Below are 17,752 nucleotides of genomic sequence, written 5' to 3' on the forward strand. Positions count from 1 at the left end.
GCCGTAGTCTGACAAGTCATAAATCCAATCCCAAAAAATAAATGGCTGATAATAAATGGCACGCGCCAATCATAGAAAATTATTCGCTAACGATATTCCATTTTATCATGCTACAGACAGGCAGCCAGACGGATTTTTACTTTAAAGTTTGTTATGATGAGCGAGAAATTTATTGAGAATGGCTTGCATTCATATAGCAGGATTCACAAACCTGTATTCATAGACCTGCATTCATAAAGTACGGCGTCAGCATTTACGGTTATAGGCAGGGCTGTCATTTAGTAAAACCTGACGTCTTATAAAACCTGATAATAATGTTAAAATAACGGTTTTTTGCAGCTTGCATTTGCTAGTCTGACTGAATAAACGCTTTATTTTATTAATACTTTGCATAACGTTAAATCCATTAATATTTTTATCCCAAAAATATTTTAATTGGCGACTACACATTACCACTTACTAACGAGGGCTTTATGTCAAAACTCCGCACCGAAACGGTCACAGAGGTTCATCACTGGAACGATGCACTATTTAGCATCAAAACCACCCGCGACGACGGTTTACGTTTTCGTAATGGCGAGTTTGCGATGATTGGTATCGTTGTCGATGGTAGACCGCTACTGCGCGCTTACTCGATTGCCAGCCCTAACTACGAAGAGCATTTGGAATTTTTCTCTATTAAAGTACAAGACGGTCCATTAACCTCGCGTCTGCAGCATATTAAAGTTGGCGATGAGCTATTGGTCAGTAAAAAACCAACAGGCACTTTGGTACTGGACGATTTATTACCGGGTAAGCATTTATATATGCTGTCAACAGGTACAGGGCTGGCGCCATTTTTAGCCTTAGCGCGTGATCCTGAAGTTTATGAGCGTTTTGAAAAAATCATTTTGGTACACGGTGTGCGTCAGGTCAAAGACTTAGCTTATCGCGAGATGTTCGAAGAAGAGCTGCCAAATGATGAAATCTTTGGTGAAGATTTCCGTAAAAAGTTCATTTATTACCCTACCGTCACCCGCGAAGAGTTTAGAAATACTGGCCGTATCACTGACCTGATGAAATCGGGCAAATTCTTTGAAGATATCGGTCTGCCTCCGATGAATAAAGAGGATGACCGCGTTATGATTTGCGGTAGTATGCCGTTTAACGCTGAAGTGTCAACGATTTTAGATGATTTTGGCCTGACCGTCTCTCCACGCATGGGTGTACAGGCAGATTATGTGGTTGAACGTGCCTTCGTTGGTTAAAAATGAATTTTTATCGTAAATATGATAAATAATTCTTGACGGCCAAAAATAGCCTGCTATAATACGCAGCCTATACAGAGTTAACCCTGTAGCCCAATTCGATAATCTTTTGCAATATAAACTTTATCACCTAACACGCCGGTGTGATGGAATTGGTAGACATGACGGATTCAAAATCCGTTGCCTTTAAAAGCGTGTCGGTTCAAGTCCGACCACCGGTACCAATACCTAGTTCTATACTATCTTATAGAGCCGCCAAAGCCCCTGATATCAGGGGCTTTGTTGTATCTGGTGTTCTATACTGTCCTGCTTTGTCTATCCCAATCCATGCACTTTGAGTACACTGTCATGTACACTGGTTTTTAAATGTACATTGGGGTGGCAGTTATGTAAGCACGTAAGCCTATCAGCTCATCGCAGCATTACAATAATAATCAAACCACACTTGTATTGGCAATTTATAGCCTAAACCCTTTTAAATTCTAGTCCCACTGCGAGCACAGCTCTTGTCTTGCGTCGCGGCAAAGCAGTGCTTCGCTTTATCCCTCCTTATTGAGAATGTCTCGCTCCTCTTGAGATCACGTTTAAAACGTTTCTTCTCTTCTATAATGTCATGAATTTAGGATCATACTGCTTATTAGCAATAAGCTAATCTTGATTCGCTTTATACTTTTTAATAACCTTCCCTTTTATCATCTTAACTCAAAAACTCTTATTGTGTAGGGAGATGCAGAACTACTATACGTACCCTTAAGGTATAACTCATCATTCATAATTAATGGCTCATTTGATATTACATACTTGATATCCATATCTCTAGCTACCTTAAAATCTATCGGTAGATCAATAGGCTTTGTATTTGGTTTTCTGTGAGGTGGATAATCTGCCTCTTCCGAAAAAACATATGCCCTCCCCCCCCAGTTATCATAATACGATGTATATTTTTCTGATATATCCAACCCAGGTTCGATTAACTCTCTAAACTTGTCTTTATAGCTTTGATAGTAGGCGTTGTGATAACCATCCATAGTATAAAACCCATTGTAAACTAGAATACTTGGATGAATACCAAAAGCAATAACCTTCTCATTACCTTTGTATTCAAGATCTGTTTTTATAGAGCTAAACAAATCTGTACTGTAAAACTCATTATAAGATAGATTGTATTCACATATAGTTAAGTAGTTACACTTGATAGTCTTATAAAAGTCATTACCATATTTTGGATAAACAACGGTAAATAAGACCTGAAGAAATAGCAGTATAAGCACTACTTTTCTATTTTTTTCTATGATATATGTATAGGACAACAGTATTAAAATTAGAAGGTGCCAGAGGAAAGAGTTAAACCAAATAAACCTAGAAAAGTCCCAACCAGCTAGGGGGGTTACAATATCCCAGAAAACATACTGTACGTCTGTTGTTGTATATAATGCATATATGAAGCTATTGAATACTATTATTAAACCTATTAAGTACACTGCTTTAGGGATAGCCACTCTTTCCTTATACATATAATACATAAGGTATAAAACGAGAGGTATAAATACATATATATAACTAGAAAAGTGGTAATGCCCTTTCAGAAAGGAAGATACGAAAACCGTAATAAAGTTCCCTTCAGAATCAGTAACCATTGTTTTTCTAATAGTATCTTCATTCGATAAAACAATACTCAATATCAACCTGTACTCGACACACAAGTAGCCTACTGATAGTACGCATATCGAGACTAAACTATTCTTCAACTTTCTATCTTTAATGTACAACAAATATGCACAATGAACACTCATGAAGATGAGTATGAACATACCAAATCTTGTTAGTTCAGACAGTATTGGATAGAAAAATATACAGGCCAATATTATTAACTTTTGTTCTCTAATATACTTTATATATAAATAAGCTATTAAGGGTATCGATGCCTGAGCAATATAAAGGTTTTCGTTACCCGATGTCAGGGCAAAAGAAATTGAAATTAAGGCTATATATATCTTAGGAAGATACCTCTCACTAAGTATATAATTAGATAAAGCTACAAATGAAAAATAGCCTATAGTGAACTTTGTTAATATTAATATGCAATGGCCTAGCAAAGTGGGGAATATCATAAAAATTATGTTTACTAGCTGCGTCTCCGGTAAAAGTAATCCGCGAGATATGTCTCCCATATGTGGAATACTTTCATTATTACCTAAAAACCATGCATTATTGTCCGAAAGCAGCTTATACCACCCAAAGTGTTGATCTAGATTATCATGATGCTCAACATATAGGCCATTGAAATTCAAAAAGAAATAAAGAAGCAATGCTAGTATAGATACATTGTAAGAGATAGATATAGCCTTGTTTTCCATGTCTCTTCCTCTTCAGAATATAACGCGGCTGTTGTTTTGTCTCAATATATATACGCCCTGTATATCTGTATTTAGAACTCAAACTGACACATATCGACTAAAATAGCTTAAGCATCACACGTAACTAAATGTTATAGATTATTGCTATATTAACACGCTTATATATTAACTAAACAGCCGTAATTTTTACCCTCCCTTACTTAATTTCAATTAATAGTATCGACCACCGGTACCATATACGAAACCCTCAAAATTGATAGATTGCGAGGGTTTTTTATTGCCTGTTCTTTAGAAATGGTTGTCCTATCAAAAAAAACCACGCTAATTAGCTTAGCGTGGTCGTTTTTTAACAGTAAACGATATATTCAATGCTATTCGGCTTCATCCAACAACTTATTAACCGCATCTGCCATGGCATCATCTATGAGGCTATCCTCTATATAGTCCACTAGCTCATGGATGGTGGTCAGATCCATTTCTCGAATACCTAGGCTCGCCAGTTGCTCATTAATAGATGCTAAACCCTCTGTAGCATCAGAGTTATCTAATAACTGCTCATCAAAGCTGTCACTGACAAACCAGTACATTTTTTCTAACAAGCTCTCTCTCTTGGTCAAGGTAGAATAACTATCGCCATGGATAAACAAATTAAAATGATAAGGCATTTCTATATCATTAATAAAAAAAGTACGCTTACACTCTAGGGTATAGGCTTGTACTTGTTCCTCTTCAGCGCTTTCGCTCTCTACTTCGCTTGCGTCTGCTTCAATCTCTTCTTTTACCAATCCTTCTAATATCTCATAACGCCCAGCTTTGACTTTATGATTATAAATAATGCAAGAGTCAGCAATCGCATCGAAAATAATGGCGCTGACATCTAAAGTATGGTTATCAATATCATAAAAAGCTTTTAAAAAAGGCAAGAATTCTGTGAGTTTATCTTCTGGCACTTCGGTCAGAAATTGCTGCTCGTAAATCTTAATCATGTCTTCAGGTGAATAAGTATTGGCAGTATTGGTCTCATTTCTGCCCGTAGGTTGCAAGGGTATCAGGTTATATGGATTATTATGGGTCATGCAGGACTGCCTTTTTATTTAAGTAAAATGTATAAGATTTCTGCGACTACAAAGCGTTAGTAGTGTCTAAATGCACATTTCTTGTTCATTTAGTGATTAGAAATCTATATAACCTATTATCTCTTATTCAGCCACTTTTAGATATATCGTTTAATGGTTCAAATTGCCAAAAAAAAACCACTCTAATCGGGTTAGAGTGGTTTTTTAGACCGCTAATGCTAGCTCAATTTATTTTAAAATAGCCTATCGTTAATTAGCAACTTGTGCTTTTTGGTGCTTACGGACATTGGTGCCATCTTTACGCGTAATGGTTATTCCTGTAAAGCCAAATAATATCGTTAATAGTAGCGATAAATAACAGAAAAAGGCATAAGGCAGATAATCAAGTACGGGAACGCCCAACGCTTGGCTGATAAACACGCCGCACACACTCCAAGGTACCAATGGATTGATCACCGTGCCGGCATCTTCAATGGTACGCGATAGGTTTTTTGGGTGTAAGTTTAAACGCTCGAACGTCGTTCGGAAGGCGGTTCCTGATAATAAGATACTCAAGTACTGCTCACCGATAAGTACGTTGATGCTTAAAGCCGACATGGCAGCAGCAAAAATAGCACGCCCTGCTGTCGTTAAATTGTCTTTAATACCTGATAATAATGCTGGCAAAATACCCAATGCCGTCAGCAAGCCACCAAGACTGAGCGCCAATATCACAATCGCTTGGGTAAAGAACATGCTTTGGACACCGCCGCGCGATAGCATACCGCCTACCTCGCCCAGCTCTAATGACTCAGCAGGGGCATAGCCTGCAAATAGATAACCACCCAACTGACCAAAGCTTGGCGAGCTATGTAAGTAAGTAATAATCAATGCCGCAGCGATAGTACAGATGATGGTATAAATGGCATTGACGCGAAATATCGCCAGTCCTACTAGCACGACAAAAGGCAGTACAGCATAACCATGTACCAAGCCACTTTCGATTAATTGTCCTTGCAATACCCTCACTTGACTTAAGTCCGAGCCAGCCGTTTGCCCAGAGAAAAACCAGAACAGTATCACCGTCAGTATCCAAGCCGGTACAGTGGTATACATCATATTGCGAATATGCTCAAACAAATCAATACCCACAACCGATGAGGCAATGGTACAAGTATCCGATAACGGCGACATTTTATCACCAAAAAACGCTCCTGATACCACCGCACCAGCGGCAATCGCCACATTGGCATCAAAGGCATTGCTCATACCAATAAAAGCTACGCCAAGGGTAGCAGCAGTGGTCAAACTACTGCCTAAAGCAATACCGATAATAGAGGTCAATACAAAGGCTGAGATATAATAATACTCTGGCGATATCAGCTGAAAACCAAAATACATCAGCGTCGGAATGGCACCAGACATCATCAAAGCGGCGACCATCAAACCAATAAAGAAGAATAAATAAATCGCACCGATACCGCGCATGACGCCAGACGCCATTTGCGCTTGCATGTCATCGAAGCTCAAACCTTTGAACAGACCGATGGCCAGTAGCACACAGATAGCGAGTATCAATGATAAATGCGGCACCCAGCCAAAGCCAATCATGGTAACGCCCATGATGGCGATGACAATGGCAGAAATCATAAACGCCAGTTGCGGTGAAATTTGGGTTAGTATTTTTGGCGGCATCACACATCCTTAGCTTGCCAGTAGATTCTGGCGTTGGGGTTGGCTTTGGGTTGACAAGTTTAATGAGTTGCAATGATTATTGCTACCCTCACCACTTACCCAGTAGGCTATCGGTCTTAGCGGCCATGACAAAATCATTGCGATGCAGACCTTTAATGCTATGTGACCACCAAGTGACGGTGGCCTTGCCCCACTCTACCAAGATACCCGGATGATGCCCTTCTGCTTCAGAAATCTCAGCAAGCTCGTTGGCAAATGCCATTGCTGTGACAAAGTTTTTGAATTTATACTGGCGCTGTAGTTGCTTGATGCCATCGACTTCAATCAGCGACCACTCAGGAATTTGTGTTAATAGCTCGCGCGCTTCCGTATCGTCAACGGTCGGTGCGCCGATACGGCAGGCTTCACAGCTGGCTTGTGATAATGTAGTCATTATAATTTCCTTTTATGTTAACTATTATTTTTAATAAACGAACGTCCATGTTGACGCTATTACTTCAGTGCTAAACCATTAGTACTGAACCATATAAATGGTGCAACCTCTTAAATACTACTAAGTCTTTCCCTCAATCGTTTAGGAGTTTTTTGCCGCATAAGTGGGTTCAAACAATCCTAGTGACATCGCCTGCTTGACCATGCCCATGATGTCGCTATCGACAATATCAAATAGCGTATTCAAATCATCAATCACATAATAAATCGGCTGAATATGATCAATGCGATAAGGCGTACGTAGCACATCAAGCAAGTCAAACGCTCTATATTCGGGTTGTTGGTAATGGGTTTGCTCGTATTGGGATTGTGGCTGATATTGGGACTGACATTGGGACTGCTGATGTTCTGCTTGCTTATCAGAAGTACCACTCAGCGCATAAAGGGTTTCAGAAGGCGAACTTAAAATACCGCCGCCATAGATACGACGATTGTCAGGACGACTACCAACCAAGCCAAACTCGATGGTAAACCAATAAAGTCGTGCTAAAAACCACCTTTCTTCTTTACTGGCATTCAAACCCAGCTTGCCATACGTCTCATTAAAAGCCGCAAACGCAGGATGAGTCAGCAGCGGACAATGTCCAACGATTTCATGAAAAATATCAGGCTCTTCGATATAATCCATGTCTTCGAAGCGACGGATAAAGGTCGCCACAGGGAAAGATTTATTTGCCAACAGCTTAAAAAACTTACCAAAGCTGATAAGCGCAGGAACCGCCGCAGTTTGCCAGCCAGTCGTCGCTTGTAGCACCTCATCGATATCATGTAGTTGCGGGATATGCGTCGATGGCAAGTTCAGTTTTTTAAGGCCATCTAGATAGGCTGAGCAGGCACGATTGGGTATTTGCGTGGCTTGACGTTCAAGCAGCGCCTGCCACATGGCATTTTCATCGGTACTATAATGAATATGCCCCTGACGGTCTGGCTGACGCGAGACGTAAGGCTGCTTTATATGAGTTGAATGGTCGTGATGAGATCCATCAGCTGCTCGCGGTGTTACAACCACACTATTGGCACTGACGGTTTTACTATGAGACGTTGTCTGTGATAGGCGTTCCATGCCTGTATTCCTTTTATTACCGTGGGTTACATTAACTTTGCATCATTAACTTGTCTTAAACCACCTCAGTTAAACTCAATTAATCTTAGTTAAACTGAACCGATACTTTAAAGTGACTGTCGTAATAATGAGGGTTAATGAAGACAAGACGTTATCCTTTCGTCTTGTCCATTTTCTTGTTCTGAGCACTGATATATAAGCATGGATACATAAGCACTTGTATATCAGCGCTAACAGATAAACTTTAAACTAAGTTACGGTGTTAAACTAAGTTACGGTGTTGAACTAAGTTACGGCGTTTCGGTCTCTGACTGACCAATCGCGCCGCGACGGACTTGGTCACGCTCAATTGATTCAAACAGGGCTTTAAAGTTACCTTCACCAAAGCCTTCTTCGTAATCGCCTTTACGTTGGATAAATTCAAAGAATACTGGGCTACCCAAGATAGTTTCAGAGAAAATCTGTAGCAGTAGACGTGGTTTTCCACCCTCAGTGGTGCCATCTAACAAGATACCGCGCATTTGCAGCTCAGAGACATTCTCGCCGTGGTTTGGTAGACGCTCGCTTAGCATGTCATAGTAAGCCGCGTTTGGTGCGGTCATCAATGGAATGCCGGCAGCTTTTAGCTTATCGATACTGGCAAATAAATCATCACTGGCTAAGGCAATATGCTGAATACCTTCACCGTTAAAGTGCATCAAATATTCTTCGATTTGGCCGCCGCCTTGCTTAGACTCTTCATTTAACGGGATACGAATTTTGCCATCAGGGGCGGTCATCGCTTTACTGGTCAGGCCGGTGTACTCGCCTTTGATATCGAAATAACGGATTTCACGGAAGTTAAAGATGCGCTCATAGAAGTTTGCCCAATACGCCATACGGCCGCGGTAAACGTTATGCGTTAGGTGGTCAATGACTTTAAAGCCATAACCTACAGGGCGTCTGTCAACGTCTGGTAAGAATTCAAAATCGACATCATAGATAGACTCGCCGTCTTTAAAACGGTCAATCAAATAGATGAGAGAACCGCCAATGCCTTTGATAGCGGGCAGTCTTAATTCCATCACCCCTGTTGGCACATCTACTGGCTGCGCGCCTTTTTCAATCGCCAGCTCATAAGCTTTTTTAGAATCCTTGACGCGAAAACCCATGCTACAAGCCCCAGCGCCATGCTCTTCAACGAAATAACTGGCTTGGCTTTTTGGCTCACGATTGATGATAAGGTTGATATCACCTTGACGGTATAACGCCACGTCCTTTGAGCGGTGATTGGCCACATGGGTAAAACCCAGCTGCTCAAATAACTCTGCGACGGCTTGTGGTTGAGGTGAGGCGAATTCAACAAAGTCAAACCCTTGCAATCCCATTGGGTTTTCAAATAAATCGGCCATTGTAATCATCCTTAATTTCAATTGGTGGTATAAAAAACAGTAAAAATATAATGCTAAAAAATAACTTCAATCAATAATTCTTATTGACGATGCATTTATATTAGATTAGCTTGATTTATAAGACTAATCGTATTTTTTGATTTATTTATCAGGTTTGCTTATGAATATCAGTATTCGCCAATTGACCGCTTTTATCAGCGTTGCCGACAATGGCAGTTTTACCCGTGCCAGTGAGCAGATGCATTTAACCCAATCTGCCGTCAGTGGTTTGATTAAAGAGCTAGAATCTAGCCTCGGTATCGTGTTGTTTGATCGCACCACGCGCCAGCTGTCTTTATCCGTTGTCGGGCATCATTTATTGCCACAATCGCGGCGTATCTTAAATGAGATGCAGCTGTTTGAAAATGAAGCCAGTAGTTTGACAAGTTTGGCACAAGGTCAGGTTAGGCTTGCGGTGTCGCAATTTGCCGCTTCCTCCATGCCAGCGGTTATTGCCCAGTTTGCTAAAGAATATCCAGATATTAGCGTGTCTTTGCTTGATTGCTCAGCTGAAAATGTTTTAGAGCACATTCAAAACATCGAGGTAGATTTGGGTGTCGGGACTGAGCTTGGTTTTATGGAATCTGAGGATGACATCAGCGCCGATTTGTTATATCAGCTGCCGTTTTGTGTGGTGATGCCTGACAGCCATGCGCTGGCGCAAAAATCAGAAGTTGTCTGGCAAGACTTGGTAGACATTCCGCTCATTACCTTGCAAGGGCCGTTTATTGAGCAAGTGACCGCCGAGCTTGATGAAAGTATTGCTAGCCATATCCAGCAAGCGCGCTATAAAGTTAACTTTATGTCCACCGCCCTTGAGATGACCCGCCAAGGTTTTGGCATTACCTTGTGCTTGCCTTATATGCCGGAGGTGATAGATTGGGTAAGCGCCAATGGCTTACAGATGCGCCCCTTAGCACAACCGGTCAAAATGCGCCGCTTTTTTATTTACCAACGCTCGTCACGGGCATTATCACCCGCCAGCATTGCCTTTAAGCAATTCTTGCAATCTTACTTTGCGAGTCACTTTGATGATTTACAGAGTATTTAAGTGTATTTAAGCCTTCTTTAACCAACTCATTACTTAAGTTTGGCAAAGGCTTAAATCTGTCCAAAAATTTGCCAATAAACAAAAAAATGCGTTAATTAATCAGTATCGCTGAATCTAACGTTGAGTTAATCGCCAAACTGGTTTATGCTTTTTAACGCCTTAACTCATCTCCCTTGTAAGGAAAAAAAATGTTTGAACGTATCGATTATTATGCTGGTGACCCGATCTTAGGATTGATGGACAAGTTTGCCGCCGACACCAACCCAGATAAAGTCAATTTAGGCGTGGGCGTTTATTATGATGAGGATGGCAAATTGCCCGTCCTTGAGTGTGTCAAAACGGCTGAGCAGCGTATTGCAGACCCCATCTCTCCTCGTCCTTATTTGCCAATGGCCGGCTTACCCGGACACCGTAAAGGTTGTCAGGAATTGTTGTTTGGTAAAGACGCGCAAATCTTACAAGACGGTTTGGTTGCGACCATCGCCACAATCGGCGGTTCTGGTGCGTTAAAAGTAGGCGCAGAATTTATCCATGAATGGTTCCCGCAGTCTAAATGCTACGTCAGCGACCCAACGTGGGGCAACCACATTGCTATCTTTGAAGGCTCTGACGTCGAAGTCGGTAAATATCCGTACTACGACAAAGCGACCAGCAGCATCAAATTTGATGAGATGATTGCTTTTTTTGAGACTTTAAATAAAGACGACGTCATCTTATTACACCCTTGCTGCCATAACCCAACTGGTATGGATTTGACTCGTGAGCAGTGGGATACCGTCCTAAACGTCATTCAAGCGCGTGAGCTGATTCCATTTATGGACATCGCTTACCAAGGCTTTGGCGAAGATATGGACAGCGATGCTTACGCAATTCGCAAAGCGGTTGATATGGGTCTGCCACTGTTTGTCAGTAACTCATTCTCTAAAAACTTATCGCTATATGGCGAGCGTGTCGGCGGTTTATCGGTCGTTTGCCCAACAGTAGACGAAACTGAGCGCGTTTTTGGTCAGCTAAATGCGACCGTACGTCGCATCTACTCAAGCCCACCATCACATGGCGGTCGTGTGGTCGATATCGTCATGAACGACGAAGCGCTACATAAGCAATGGGTTAGCGAAGTTTATGCGATGCGTGACCGTATCAAAGCCATGCGCTTAAAGCTCAAATCAGTATTGGAAGAGAAAATCTCTGATCGTAATTTCGATTACTTAACTGAGCAAAACGGTATGTTTAGCTTTACAGGTCTGACGCCTGAACAGGTTGAACAACTCCAAAGTAAGTTTGGTATCTACATGGTATCGAACTCGCGTATGTGTGTTGCCGGCTTGAACAGCAGTAATATCGATTATGTTGCCAATGCCATGGTCGACGTCTTAAAAGACTAATTATCTAACGCGATTTCATAAAAATCATGTGAATGAAAAGGCTGAGTCATTACTCAGCCTTTTTTTATACCTGATACTTTCTAAAAAACACTGCACAAAAAAACTTGCAATCTGTTTGGCTATAAATTACATTATACGTAAGTAGTTAATTATAACGTAATTCAATATGCGCTTTAGCAAGGAGCTTCCCCATGTCAACGATTGACAAAGACCTTACCTCATTTATCGATATCGCCACTGATTCTGACTTTTCTATTCATAACCTACCTTATGGCATTTTTAGTGAAACCAAAGGCGCTACTGGTAATAACAACCGTCGCGCTGGCGTTGCTATCGGTGAGCACGTTTTAGACTTATCGGTACTCGAAGCAGAAGGGTTATTAAGTTTGGCTGACGGTCCGTATTTTGATCAACCAACCTTAAACGCCTTTATTGATTCTGGTCGCGACAACTGGACCAAGGCGCGCACCACCATTCAAATGCTATTGTCTGCTGACAATGATACCTTGCGCGACAATGCAGACTTGCAGCAAAAAGCTTTGTTTAAGCCAGCAGACGTCACCATGCATCTGCCGGTGCAAGTGCCCGGTTTTACGGACTTTTATTCTTCTAAAGAGCATGCGACCAACGTTGGCACTATGTTCCGTGACCCAAATAACGCCCTACTGCCTAACTGGACTGAAATGCCAGTCGGTTACAACGGACGCGCCAGCACCGTTATCGTTAGTGGCACTGATGTGATACGTCCATCGGGTCAGCTAAAACCCAATGCTGATGACCGTCCTATTTTCTCGCCTTGTAAACGTCTAGATTTTGAGCTTGAAACCGCCTTTGTCGTCGGTAAAGGCAATAATATCGGTCAACCGATTGCAGTCGATGAAGCCGCGGATCATATCTTTGGCATGGTATTACTTAATGATTGGTCAGCCCGTGATATCCAAAAATGGGAATACGTGCCTTTAGGTCCTTTTAATGCCAAAACCTTTGCTTCTGAAGTATCGCCTTGGATTGTGACCATGGATGCTTTAGCACCCTTTAAAACCTCATGCCCAACGCAAGAGCCAAAACCACTGGCTTATCTCAATGAAAAAGCCTCTGATAGCAGCTTTGATATCACTTTATCAGTCGAGTTATTGCCTGAAAATGCAGACGAAGCAACGGTGGTTTGTGAGACCAACTTTAAATATATGTATTGGTCAATGGCGCAGCAGCTAACCCACCACACCATCACGGGTTGTAAAGTAGAAGTCGGCGATATGATGGGCTCAGGGACGATTTCAGGACCAACACCAGATTCTTATGGCTCAATGTTAGAGATTGCTTGGAATGCGACCAAACCTGTCACTTTAAAAGGCGGCGAGACCCGCAGTTTTATTGAAGATGGCGACACAGTAATCATGAAAGGCTATAGCGAAAAAGACGGCATTCGTGTCGGCTTTGGTGAAGTACGCGGCAAAGTACTGCCCGCGCTTAACTTTGATTTTGATAAATAGTCTAGAAAAAATGTGAGCACAGTGGTTTTGAGCTGCCAAGCAACCATCGACCTATAGTCAATCGGTACTGGCAGCCTATTACTCACTGCATTCCCTATCAAAAGGAGTTTGATATGAGCTTTAAAATTGAAAAAATCCATCATGTGGCTTATCGCTGCAAAGACGCCAAAGAAACCGTTGAATGGTATCAAAAATACCTAAACATGGATTTCATCCTTGCATTCGCTGAAGATCACGTGCCTTCGACCAAAGCCTTTGACCCTTATATGCATGTGTTTTTAGATGCCGGTAATGGCAATGTCTTGGCGTTTTTTGAAGTGCCCAATCAACCGGAAATGGGCTTTGACCCCAATACGCCAAACTGGGTACAACACTTAGCCATGAAAGTAAAAGACCGTGATGCGTTAATGGCCGCAAAAAAGCATTTAGAAGCAAATGGTATTGATGTGGTTGGCGTGACCAATCATGGTATTTTCCACTCTATCTATTTCTTTGATCCTAATGGCCATCGTATGGAGCTCACCTACGATGATATTACCTCAGAAGAAAAGGTCTCGATGATTACGGAAGAGATGAAATATGAGATGTTAGAAGAATGGTCGCGTACCAAGCGTGCACCCGCTCATACTCAGTTTTTACATGCAGAGGAACTGGCGCAAGCACGAGAAGTCGCGCCTGCAGGTGAGTAATAGCGCTAATTTATTGGATGGTTAAATTTTACTTTATCAGGTAGCTAAGTTAAGTAGCGAGTCTTGACTACGCTATTTGATAACGCTGCGCGATTGCTAGTATTTTCTCAACCACGTTATATTGCTCACTCATCGGCAACTGCTCGGTGGTACCAATGATAGTAATGGCATATTCTAATGGCAAGTTATCAAAAGATGATTGGTTATTAACAGATAACTTGTCATTGGCAGTGGACTGAATAGCAGCAGTGTTGGCTGATTGAGGCACAATCACTGGAATGGTAATGGCATTAATTCCCATCAGCATATCACCGGTCACCGTAGCATAGCCTTGGGTACGAATCTTGGCTTGCATCTGGTTAAAGTGCTGCCACTTTTCTGCGATGACTGCTTTATCTTCTATACGCCATTCCGCCTTCACCAACGGCTCGATAACGGCATCTGGCTGATAGCTGGCAAATAATTGCCCTGTTGCCGACGTTGTTAGCGGCATACGCGAGCCGATACGAGTGATGATGCTGATAGGGCTATCTGGCTCAACCGATTGAATGATAATCGGACCTTCACTAAACCATTTGGCAATTTGCACGCCGCAGTGTAGCGTATCTTTAATTTCATTGGCGATATGCGTCAATCGCTCCAAGATATTGTTTTGATTAAACCCAGTCTGCCCCAATGCTGCCAGTGCATTAACGCGCACGCCAAGTCCATAACGACCATCACTCAGCTGCCGCGCATAATTTTTGCGAATAAGGCTGACCAAATAACGATGACACTTAGCCGGATGCATTTGCACATTTTGCGCAATATCCTTTAGCATCATAGGCTCGTTGTGATTGATTAGAACGTCTAATACTGACAATCCAATTTCAAGTGACTGCACGCCACCTTGGTTTTTATTGCTAGTAGGATTGTCTGTTAGGTTTTCAGATGCGGGCATGTTTTGCTCAATTAGTGGTTTGTTCAATTGATGGTCTACTTTGTTAATGTATTATTTATGGAAATCCCATAACAGTACTACTTATAACAATACGACTTAACATTACTTATTTGGATTATATAACATAAGCATGGTATCAATAATTATAACCACTTATGACACAAACAACCTACCATTATAAAGGGAATTGATAATGATGAAGTTATATAGTTACTTTCGTAGCGGAACATCGCATCGTACTCGTATCGCAATGAATCTTAAAGGTTTAGCGTATGAGTATATCGCGGTTAACTTGGCAAAAGATCAGCAGCTTGAGTCAGCGTTTAAAGCCATTAATCCACAAGGTTTAGTGCCTGTATTGCAAGCAGATGATCTGCTGTTGTTTCAAAGCCCGGCTATTTTAGAGTGGTTAGAAGAGGTTTATCCTGAGACGCCGCTATTACCTCAAGACGCTGCCGGTCGTATGCAGGTACGTGCGCTAAGCGCCATGATTGGCTGTGATATCCATCCTATTAACAATCGCCGTATCTTGCAATATCTGCGCAATGAGCTATCGGTAGACGAGGAAGCTGTTATTAAGTGGTGTAATCGCTGGATAAGTGAGGGTTTTGCAGCGTTAGAAAAACGCTTAGCACAAGATAACAACCGTGGGAAATTCTGCTATGGCGACAGCCCTACTTTTGCAGATTGTTATTTGATTCCGCAAGTCTCGTCGGCACGGCGCTTTAAAGTAGACTTAAATGCTTATCCCAATATCGCCGAGATTGACGCACATTGTCGCACGCTAAAAGCCTTTGCTGACGCCGATCCCATGGCTCAACCTGATGCAACCTAATGCACTAAGCGCTTATTATTGACAAAAAAATAGCCTCTACAATATGAGGCTATTTTATATAGGTGATTTACTACTTACCATGCTACTCAAACGTTCACCTCACACTGCGTGATTGCACTTATCTTGACTGGCACTGCATATGCCCAAGGTGTGCCGCAGCTACAATAAAAGTAGCCATCTTTAAATGATACGATATAGGCGGTAAAATCATTACCATCATGATCCATCATCGCTTGTTCATCACTTTCATCATCAACCGCACACCATATTGGTTTATCACTACGTTTAAGTAATGCGCGGGTCAAATCGCTCCCTGTTAACTCACCATTCATATCCAGCTCCCTAACTATCCTGTACTATCAGTAAAAACCCAGTGGCTTTCTGCTAATACCTTGCATCATTGCTCGTTCCATGAGCATGACATGAGCTATACAAACATCCATTTCTGCTGAAAAATAAAATCATCAAGTCGTACTCATTTAACAGCCACTAACCTCTTTGGATACTTTATTGTAAAACAATAGCAGCAAAACTGTAACATCGAAAGTACTTCTTGCCGATAAACGGTAGGAATATTCGGATAAACGTTAAATGAAGCTGATTAATTTTGCCAAATATCCCATTCATAACGTCTGCTAGCGTGCTTAGCGCTACCTGCTCGCCTTATTTTAACAGTAGTATTCATCTCCTTATAAACGATTTTATACCCAATAACAGAGACTAAAATTAAGAAGCCAAATCAGGTAAAATAGTGGTTATGACTGCTCTTATCACACCCAGCCCTCGCAAGATTATTCACATTGACATGGATGCTTTTTATGCCAGTGTAGAACAGCGCGACTTTCCTGAGCTACGCGGCAAGCCTTTAGTCGTCGGTGGTGACCCCAATGGTCGCGGAGTGGTTGCAGCTGCCAGTTATGAGGTGCGTAAGTTTGGCGTACGCTCCGCCATGTCGTGTTATGAAGCTCGTAAACGTTGCCCCGATGTCATATTTGTCAAGCCACGCTTTGATGTCTATCGAGCGGTCAGTCAAGATATTCGCCGCATTATGCATAGTTTGACGCCGCAGGTTGAGCCATTATCGTTGGATGAGGCCTATCTTGATGTGACAGGACTGAGCGTGCATCACGGCTCGGCCACGCTAATGGCAAATTGGCTACGGGCGCAAATTTTAGAGCAGACAGGACTCAATGCCTCTGCGGGCGTGTCCTTTAATAAAATGCTCGCCAAGATTGCCTCTGATATTAATAAACCCAATGGCACGGCGGTGATCACGCCAGCGGATGCGGATGAGTTTATTAGTACATTGCCTATTGAGCGTTTTCATGGGATTGGCAAAGCGACAGCGAGACGCTTGCATACAATGGGTATCAGTAACGGTGCTGACCTACGGCGCACCCCTGCTGCGGTTTTAGTCAATGAATTTGGTAAACGCGGACAGTTTTATCATGACATCGCCCATGGCCGTGACGAACGCCCCGTTAAATCGCAGCGTACGCACAAGTCGGTTGGTTCTGAGACCACTTTTAGGGACAATTTAAGTCACGATGATGAGCTACGTATACAAATATACGAGCAAAACGCCGATGCTTTTGAGCAGCTGCATAAAAAGCAGCTAGTCGCCTATACCATTACCCTTAAAATCAAATACGCCGATTTTACCCAAGTCACGCGTTCGCACACTTTATCTACGGCTTTTGATAGCGCCGAATCTGCCCATTACTGGCTTGATAAGCTGTTTTTAGATATTCCACGTCTGCTGCCTATCCGGCTTGTCGGTGTGACTTTTTCTTCGTTAACGCCCGCCACGCAAATACTGCCGCAGCTAAATTTATTTGAATAAGTCATTAAAGTTTTGCAAACAAAGCTATTGGAAACAAAGCCATAACTTTGTCATACCCTAAGTTTTTGCTTAGGCTATTTTATTTGCTATTCGTCATTTATGAACGGCTAATGCTTAGGAAACCGTTCTTTCATATCCGCATTTCTGCTACAATTACCTCGAAACTTCTATCTATTG

15 protein-coding genes and 1 tRNA gene are annotated in these 17,752 nt (G+C 42.0%); 8 read left to right on the forward strand and 8 right to left on the reverse strand.

The features are described 5' to 3' along the window. The first annotated feature begins 473 nt into the window (after positions 1-473). Complete coding sequence (locus tag B3Q63_RS12535) at positions 474-1,247, forward strand: ferredoxin--NADP reductase (protein ID WP_296177298.1); 774 nt, start codon at positions 474-476, stop codon at positions 1,245-1,247. Between the two features lie 137 nt (positions 1,248-1,384). Continuing rightward, a tRNA-Leu gene (locus B3Q63_RS12540) sits at positions 1,385-1,471 on the forward strand. A gap of 468 nt (positions 1,472-1,939) precedes the next feature. Here the strand turns inward: B3Q63_RS12540 and B3Q63_RS12545 are convergent. The 6 genes from B3Q63_RS12545 to hppD form a co-directional block, all read right to left on the reverse strand. Continuing rightward, complete coding sequence (locus tag B3Q63_RS12545; protein ID WP_296177301.1) at positions 1,940-3,604, reverse strand: DUF6044 family protein; 1,665 nt, start codon at positions 3,602-3,604, stop codon at positions 1,940-1,942. 371 nt (positions 3,605-3,975) lie between these two features. Then, complete coding sequence (locus tag B3Q63_RS12550; RefSeq protein ID WP_296177303.1) at positions 3,976-4,680, reverse strand: hypothetical protein; 705 nt, start codon at positions 4,678-4,680, stop codon at positions 3,976-3,978. Between the two features lie 249 nt (positions 4,681-4,929). Continuing rightward, positions 4,930-6,354, reverse strand: coding sequence for a Na+/H+ antiporter NhaC (gene nhaC / locus B3Q63_RS12555; RefSeq protein ID WP_296177305.1), 1,425 nt, complete (start codon positions 6,352-6,354; stop codon positions 4,930-4,932). A gap of 88 nt (positions 6,355-6,442) precedes the next feature. Further along, positions 6,443-6,787: a 4a-hydroxytetrahydrobiopterin dehydratase gene (locus B3Q63_RS12560; RefSeq protein ID WP_296177307.1), complete on the reverse strand. Its 345-nt coding sequence runs from the start codon at positions 6,785-6,787 to the stop codon at positions 6,443-6,445. Between the two features lie 141 nt (positions 6,788-6,928). Beyond that, positions 6,929-7,909, reverse strand: coding sequence for a phenylalanine 4-monooxygenase (locus tag B3Q63_RS12565; RefSeq protein WP_296177309.1), 981 nt, complete (start codon positions 7,907-7,909; stop codon positions 6,929-6,931). Positions 7,910-8,199: 290 nt separating this feature from the next. Continuing rightward, the gene (hppD, locus tag B3Q63_RS12570) at positions 8,200-9,300 is read right to left on the reverse strand and encodes a 4-hydroxyphenylpyruvate dioxygenase (protein WP_201619496.1); all 1,101 of its coding nucleotides are present in this window, start codon (positions 9,298-9,300) and stop codon (positions 8,200-8,202) included. A gap of 160 nt (positions 9,301-9,460) precedes the next feature. On the opposite strand from hppD, the gene B3Q63_RS12575 reads away from it, so the two are divergent. The 4 genes from B3Q63_RS12575 (at position 9,461) to B3Q63_RS12590 (ending at position 13,957) form a co-directional block, all read left to right on the forward strand. Next, positions 9,461-10,390 (forward strand): LysR family transcriptional regulator, encoded by a 930-nt coding sequence (locus B3Q63_RS12575; RefSeq protein ID WP_296177313.1) that lies wholly within the window; start codon positions 9,461-9,463, stop codon positions 10,388-10,390. A 188-nt stretch (positions 10,391-10,578) separates the two neighbouring features. Then, the gene (locus B3Q63_RS12580) at positions 10,579-11,775 is read left to right on the forward strand and encodes an aromatic amino acid transaminase (RefSeq protein WP_296177317.1); all 1,197 of its coding nucleotides are present in this window, start codon (positions 10,579-10,581) and stop codon (positions 11,773-11,775) included. A 191-nt stretch (positions 11,776-11,966) separates the two neighbouring features. Continuing rightward, a complete protein-coding gene (fahA, locus tag B3Q63_RS12585) occupies positions 11,967-13,268 on the forward strand; it encodes a fumarylacetoacetase (protein ID WP_414706354.1) in 1,302 nt (433 codons plus the stop codon). Between the two features lie 113 nt (positions 13,269-13,381). Then, positions 13,382-13,957, forward strand: coding sequence for a VOC family protein (locus B3Q63_RS12590; RefSeq protein WP_296177320.1), 576 nt, complete (start codon positions 13,382-13,384; stop codon positions 13,955-13,957). A gap of 67 nt (positions 13,958-14,024) precedes the next feature. On the opposite strand, the gene B3Q63_RS12595 is transcribed toward B3Q63_RS12590, so the two are convergent. Beyond that, a complete protein-coding gene (locus tag B3Q63_RS12595) occupies positions 14,025-14,897 on the reverse strand; it encodes an IclR family transcriptional regulator (RefSeq protein WP_296177322.1) in 873 nt (290 codons plus the stop codon). A gap of 196 nt (positions 14,898-15,093) precedes the next feature. Between B3Q63_RS12595 and maiA the strand changes: the two genes are divergently transcribed. Beyond that, a complete protein-coding gene (maiA, locus tag B3Q63_RS12600) occupies positions 15,094-15,732 on the forward strand; it encodes a maleylacetoacetate isomerase (RefSeq protein ID WP_296177367.1) in 639 nt (212 codons plus the stop codon). Positions 15,733-15,818: 86 nt separating this feature from the next. On the opposite strand, the gene B3Q63_RS12605 is transcribed toward maiA, so the two are convergent. Further along, entirely contained in the window at positions 15,819-16,064 is a 246-nt protein-coding gene (locus B3Q63_RS12605) for a hypothetical protein (protein ID WP_201565867.1), read from the reverse strand. Positions 16,065-16,489: 425 nt separating this feature from the next. Between B3Q63_RS12605 and dinB the strand changes: the two genes are divergently transcribed. After that, complete coding sequence (dinB, locus tag B3Q63_RS12610; protein WP_296177325.1) at positions 16,490-17,575, forward strand: DNA polymerase IV; 1,086 nt, start codon at positions 16,490-16,492, stop codon at positions 17,573-17,575. Positions 17,576-17,752 lie beyond the last annotated feature (177 nt).

The organism is Psychrobacter sp. UBA2769 (genome assembly GCF_002352555.1).
In the GTDB taxonomy this organism is placed as follows: Bacteria; Pseudomonadota; Gammaproteobacteria; order Pseudomonadales; family Moraxellaceae; genus Psychrobacter; species Psychrobacter maritimus.

Bases quoted from the DNA above. Each gene is read 5' to 3' on its own strand.
- B3Q63_RS12535 (WP_296177298.1), top strand. From the start codon at position 474: ATGTCAAAACTCCGCACCGAAACGGTCACAGAGGTTCATCACTGGAAC.
- B3Q63_RS12545 (WP_296177301.1), bottom strand. From the start codon at position 3,604: ATGGAAAACAAGGCTATATCTATCTCTTACAATGTATCTATACTAGCA.
- B3Q63_RS12550 (WP_296177303.1), bottom strand. From the start codon at position 4,680: ATGACCCATAATAATCCATATAACCTGATACCCTTGCAACCTACGGGC.
- nhaC (WP_296177305.1), bottom strand. From the start codon at position 6,354: ATGCCGCCAAAAATACTAACCCAAATTTCACCGCAACTGGCGTTTATG.
- B3Q63_RS12560 (WP_296177307.1), bottom strand. From the start codon at position 6,787: ATGACTACATTATCACAAGCCAGCTGTGAAGCCTGCCGTATCGGCGCA.
- B3Q63_RS12565 (WP_296177309.1), bottom strand. From the start codon at position 7,909: ATGGAACGCCTATCACAGACAACGTCTCATAGTAAAACCGTCAGTGCC.
- hppD (WP_201619496.1), bottom strand. From the start codon at position 9,300: ATGGCCGATTTATTTGAAAACCCAATGGGATTGCAAGGGTTTGACTTT.
- B3Q63_RS12575 (WP_296177313.1), top strand. From the start codon at position 9,461: ATGAATATCAGTATTCGCCAATTGACCGCTTTTATCAGCGTTGCCGAC.
- B3Q63_RS12580 (WP_296177317.1), top strand. From the start codon at position 10,579: ATGTTTGAACGTATCGATTATTATGCTGGTGACCCGATCTTAGGATTG.
- fahA (WP_414706354.1), top strand. From the start codon at position 11,967: ATGTCAACGATTGACAAAGACCTTACCTCATTTATCGATATCGCCACT.
- B3Q63_RS12590 (WP_296177320.1), top strand. From the start codon at position 13,382: ATGAGCTTTAAAATTGAAAAAATCCATCATGTGGCTTATCGCTGCAAA.
- B3Q63_RS12595 (WP_296177322.1), bottom strand. From the start codon at position 14,897: ATGCCCGCATCTGAAAACCTAACAGACAATCCTACTAGCAATAAAAAC.
- maiA (WP_296177367.1), top strand. From the start codon at position 15,094: ATGAAGTTATATAGTTACTTTCGTAGCGGAACATCGCATCGTACTCGT.
- B3Q63_RS12605 (WP_201565867.1), bottom strand. From the start codon at position 16,064: ATGAATGGTGAGTTAACAGGGAGCGATTTGACCCGCGCATTACTTAAA.
- dinB (WP_296177325.1), top strand. From the start codon at position 16,490: ATGACTGCTCTTATCACACCCAGCCCTCGCAAGATTATTCACATTGAC.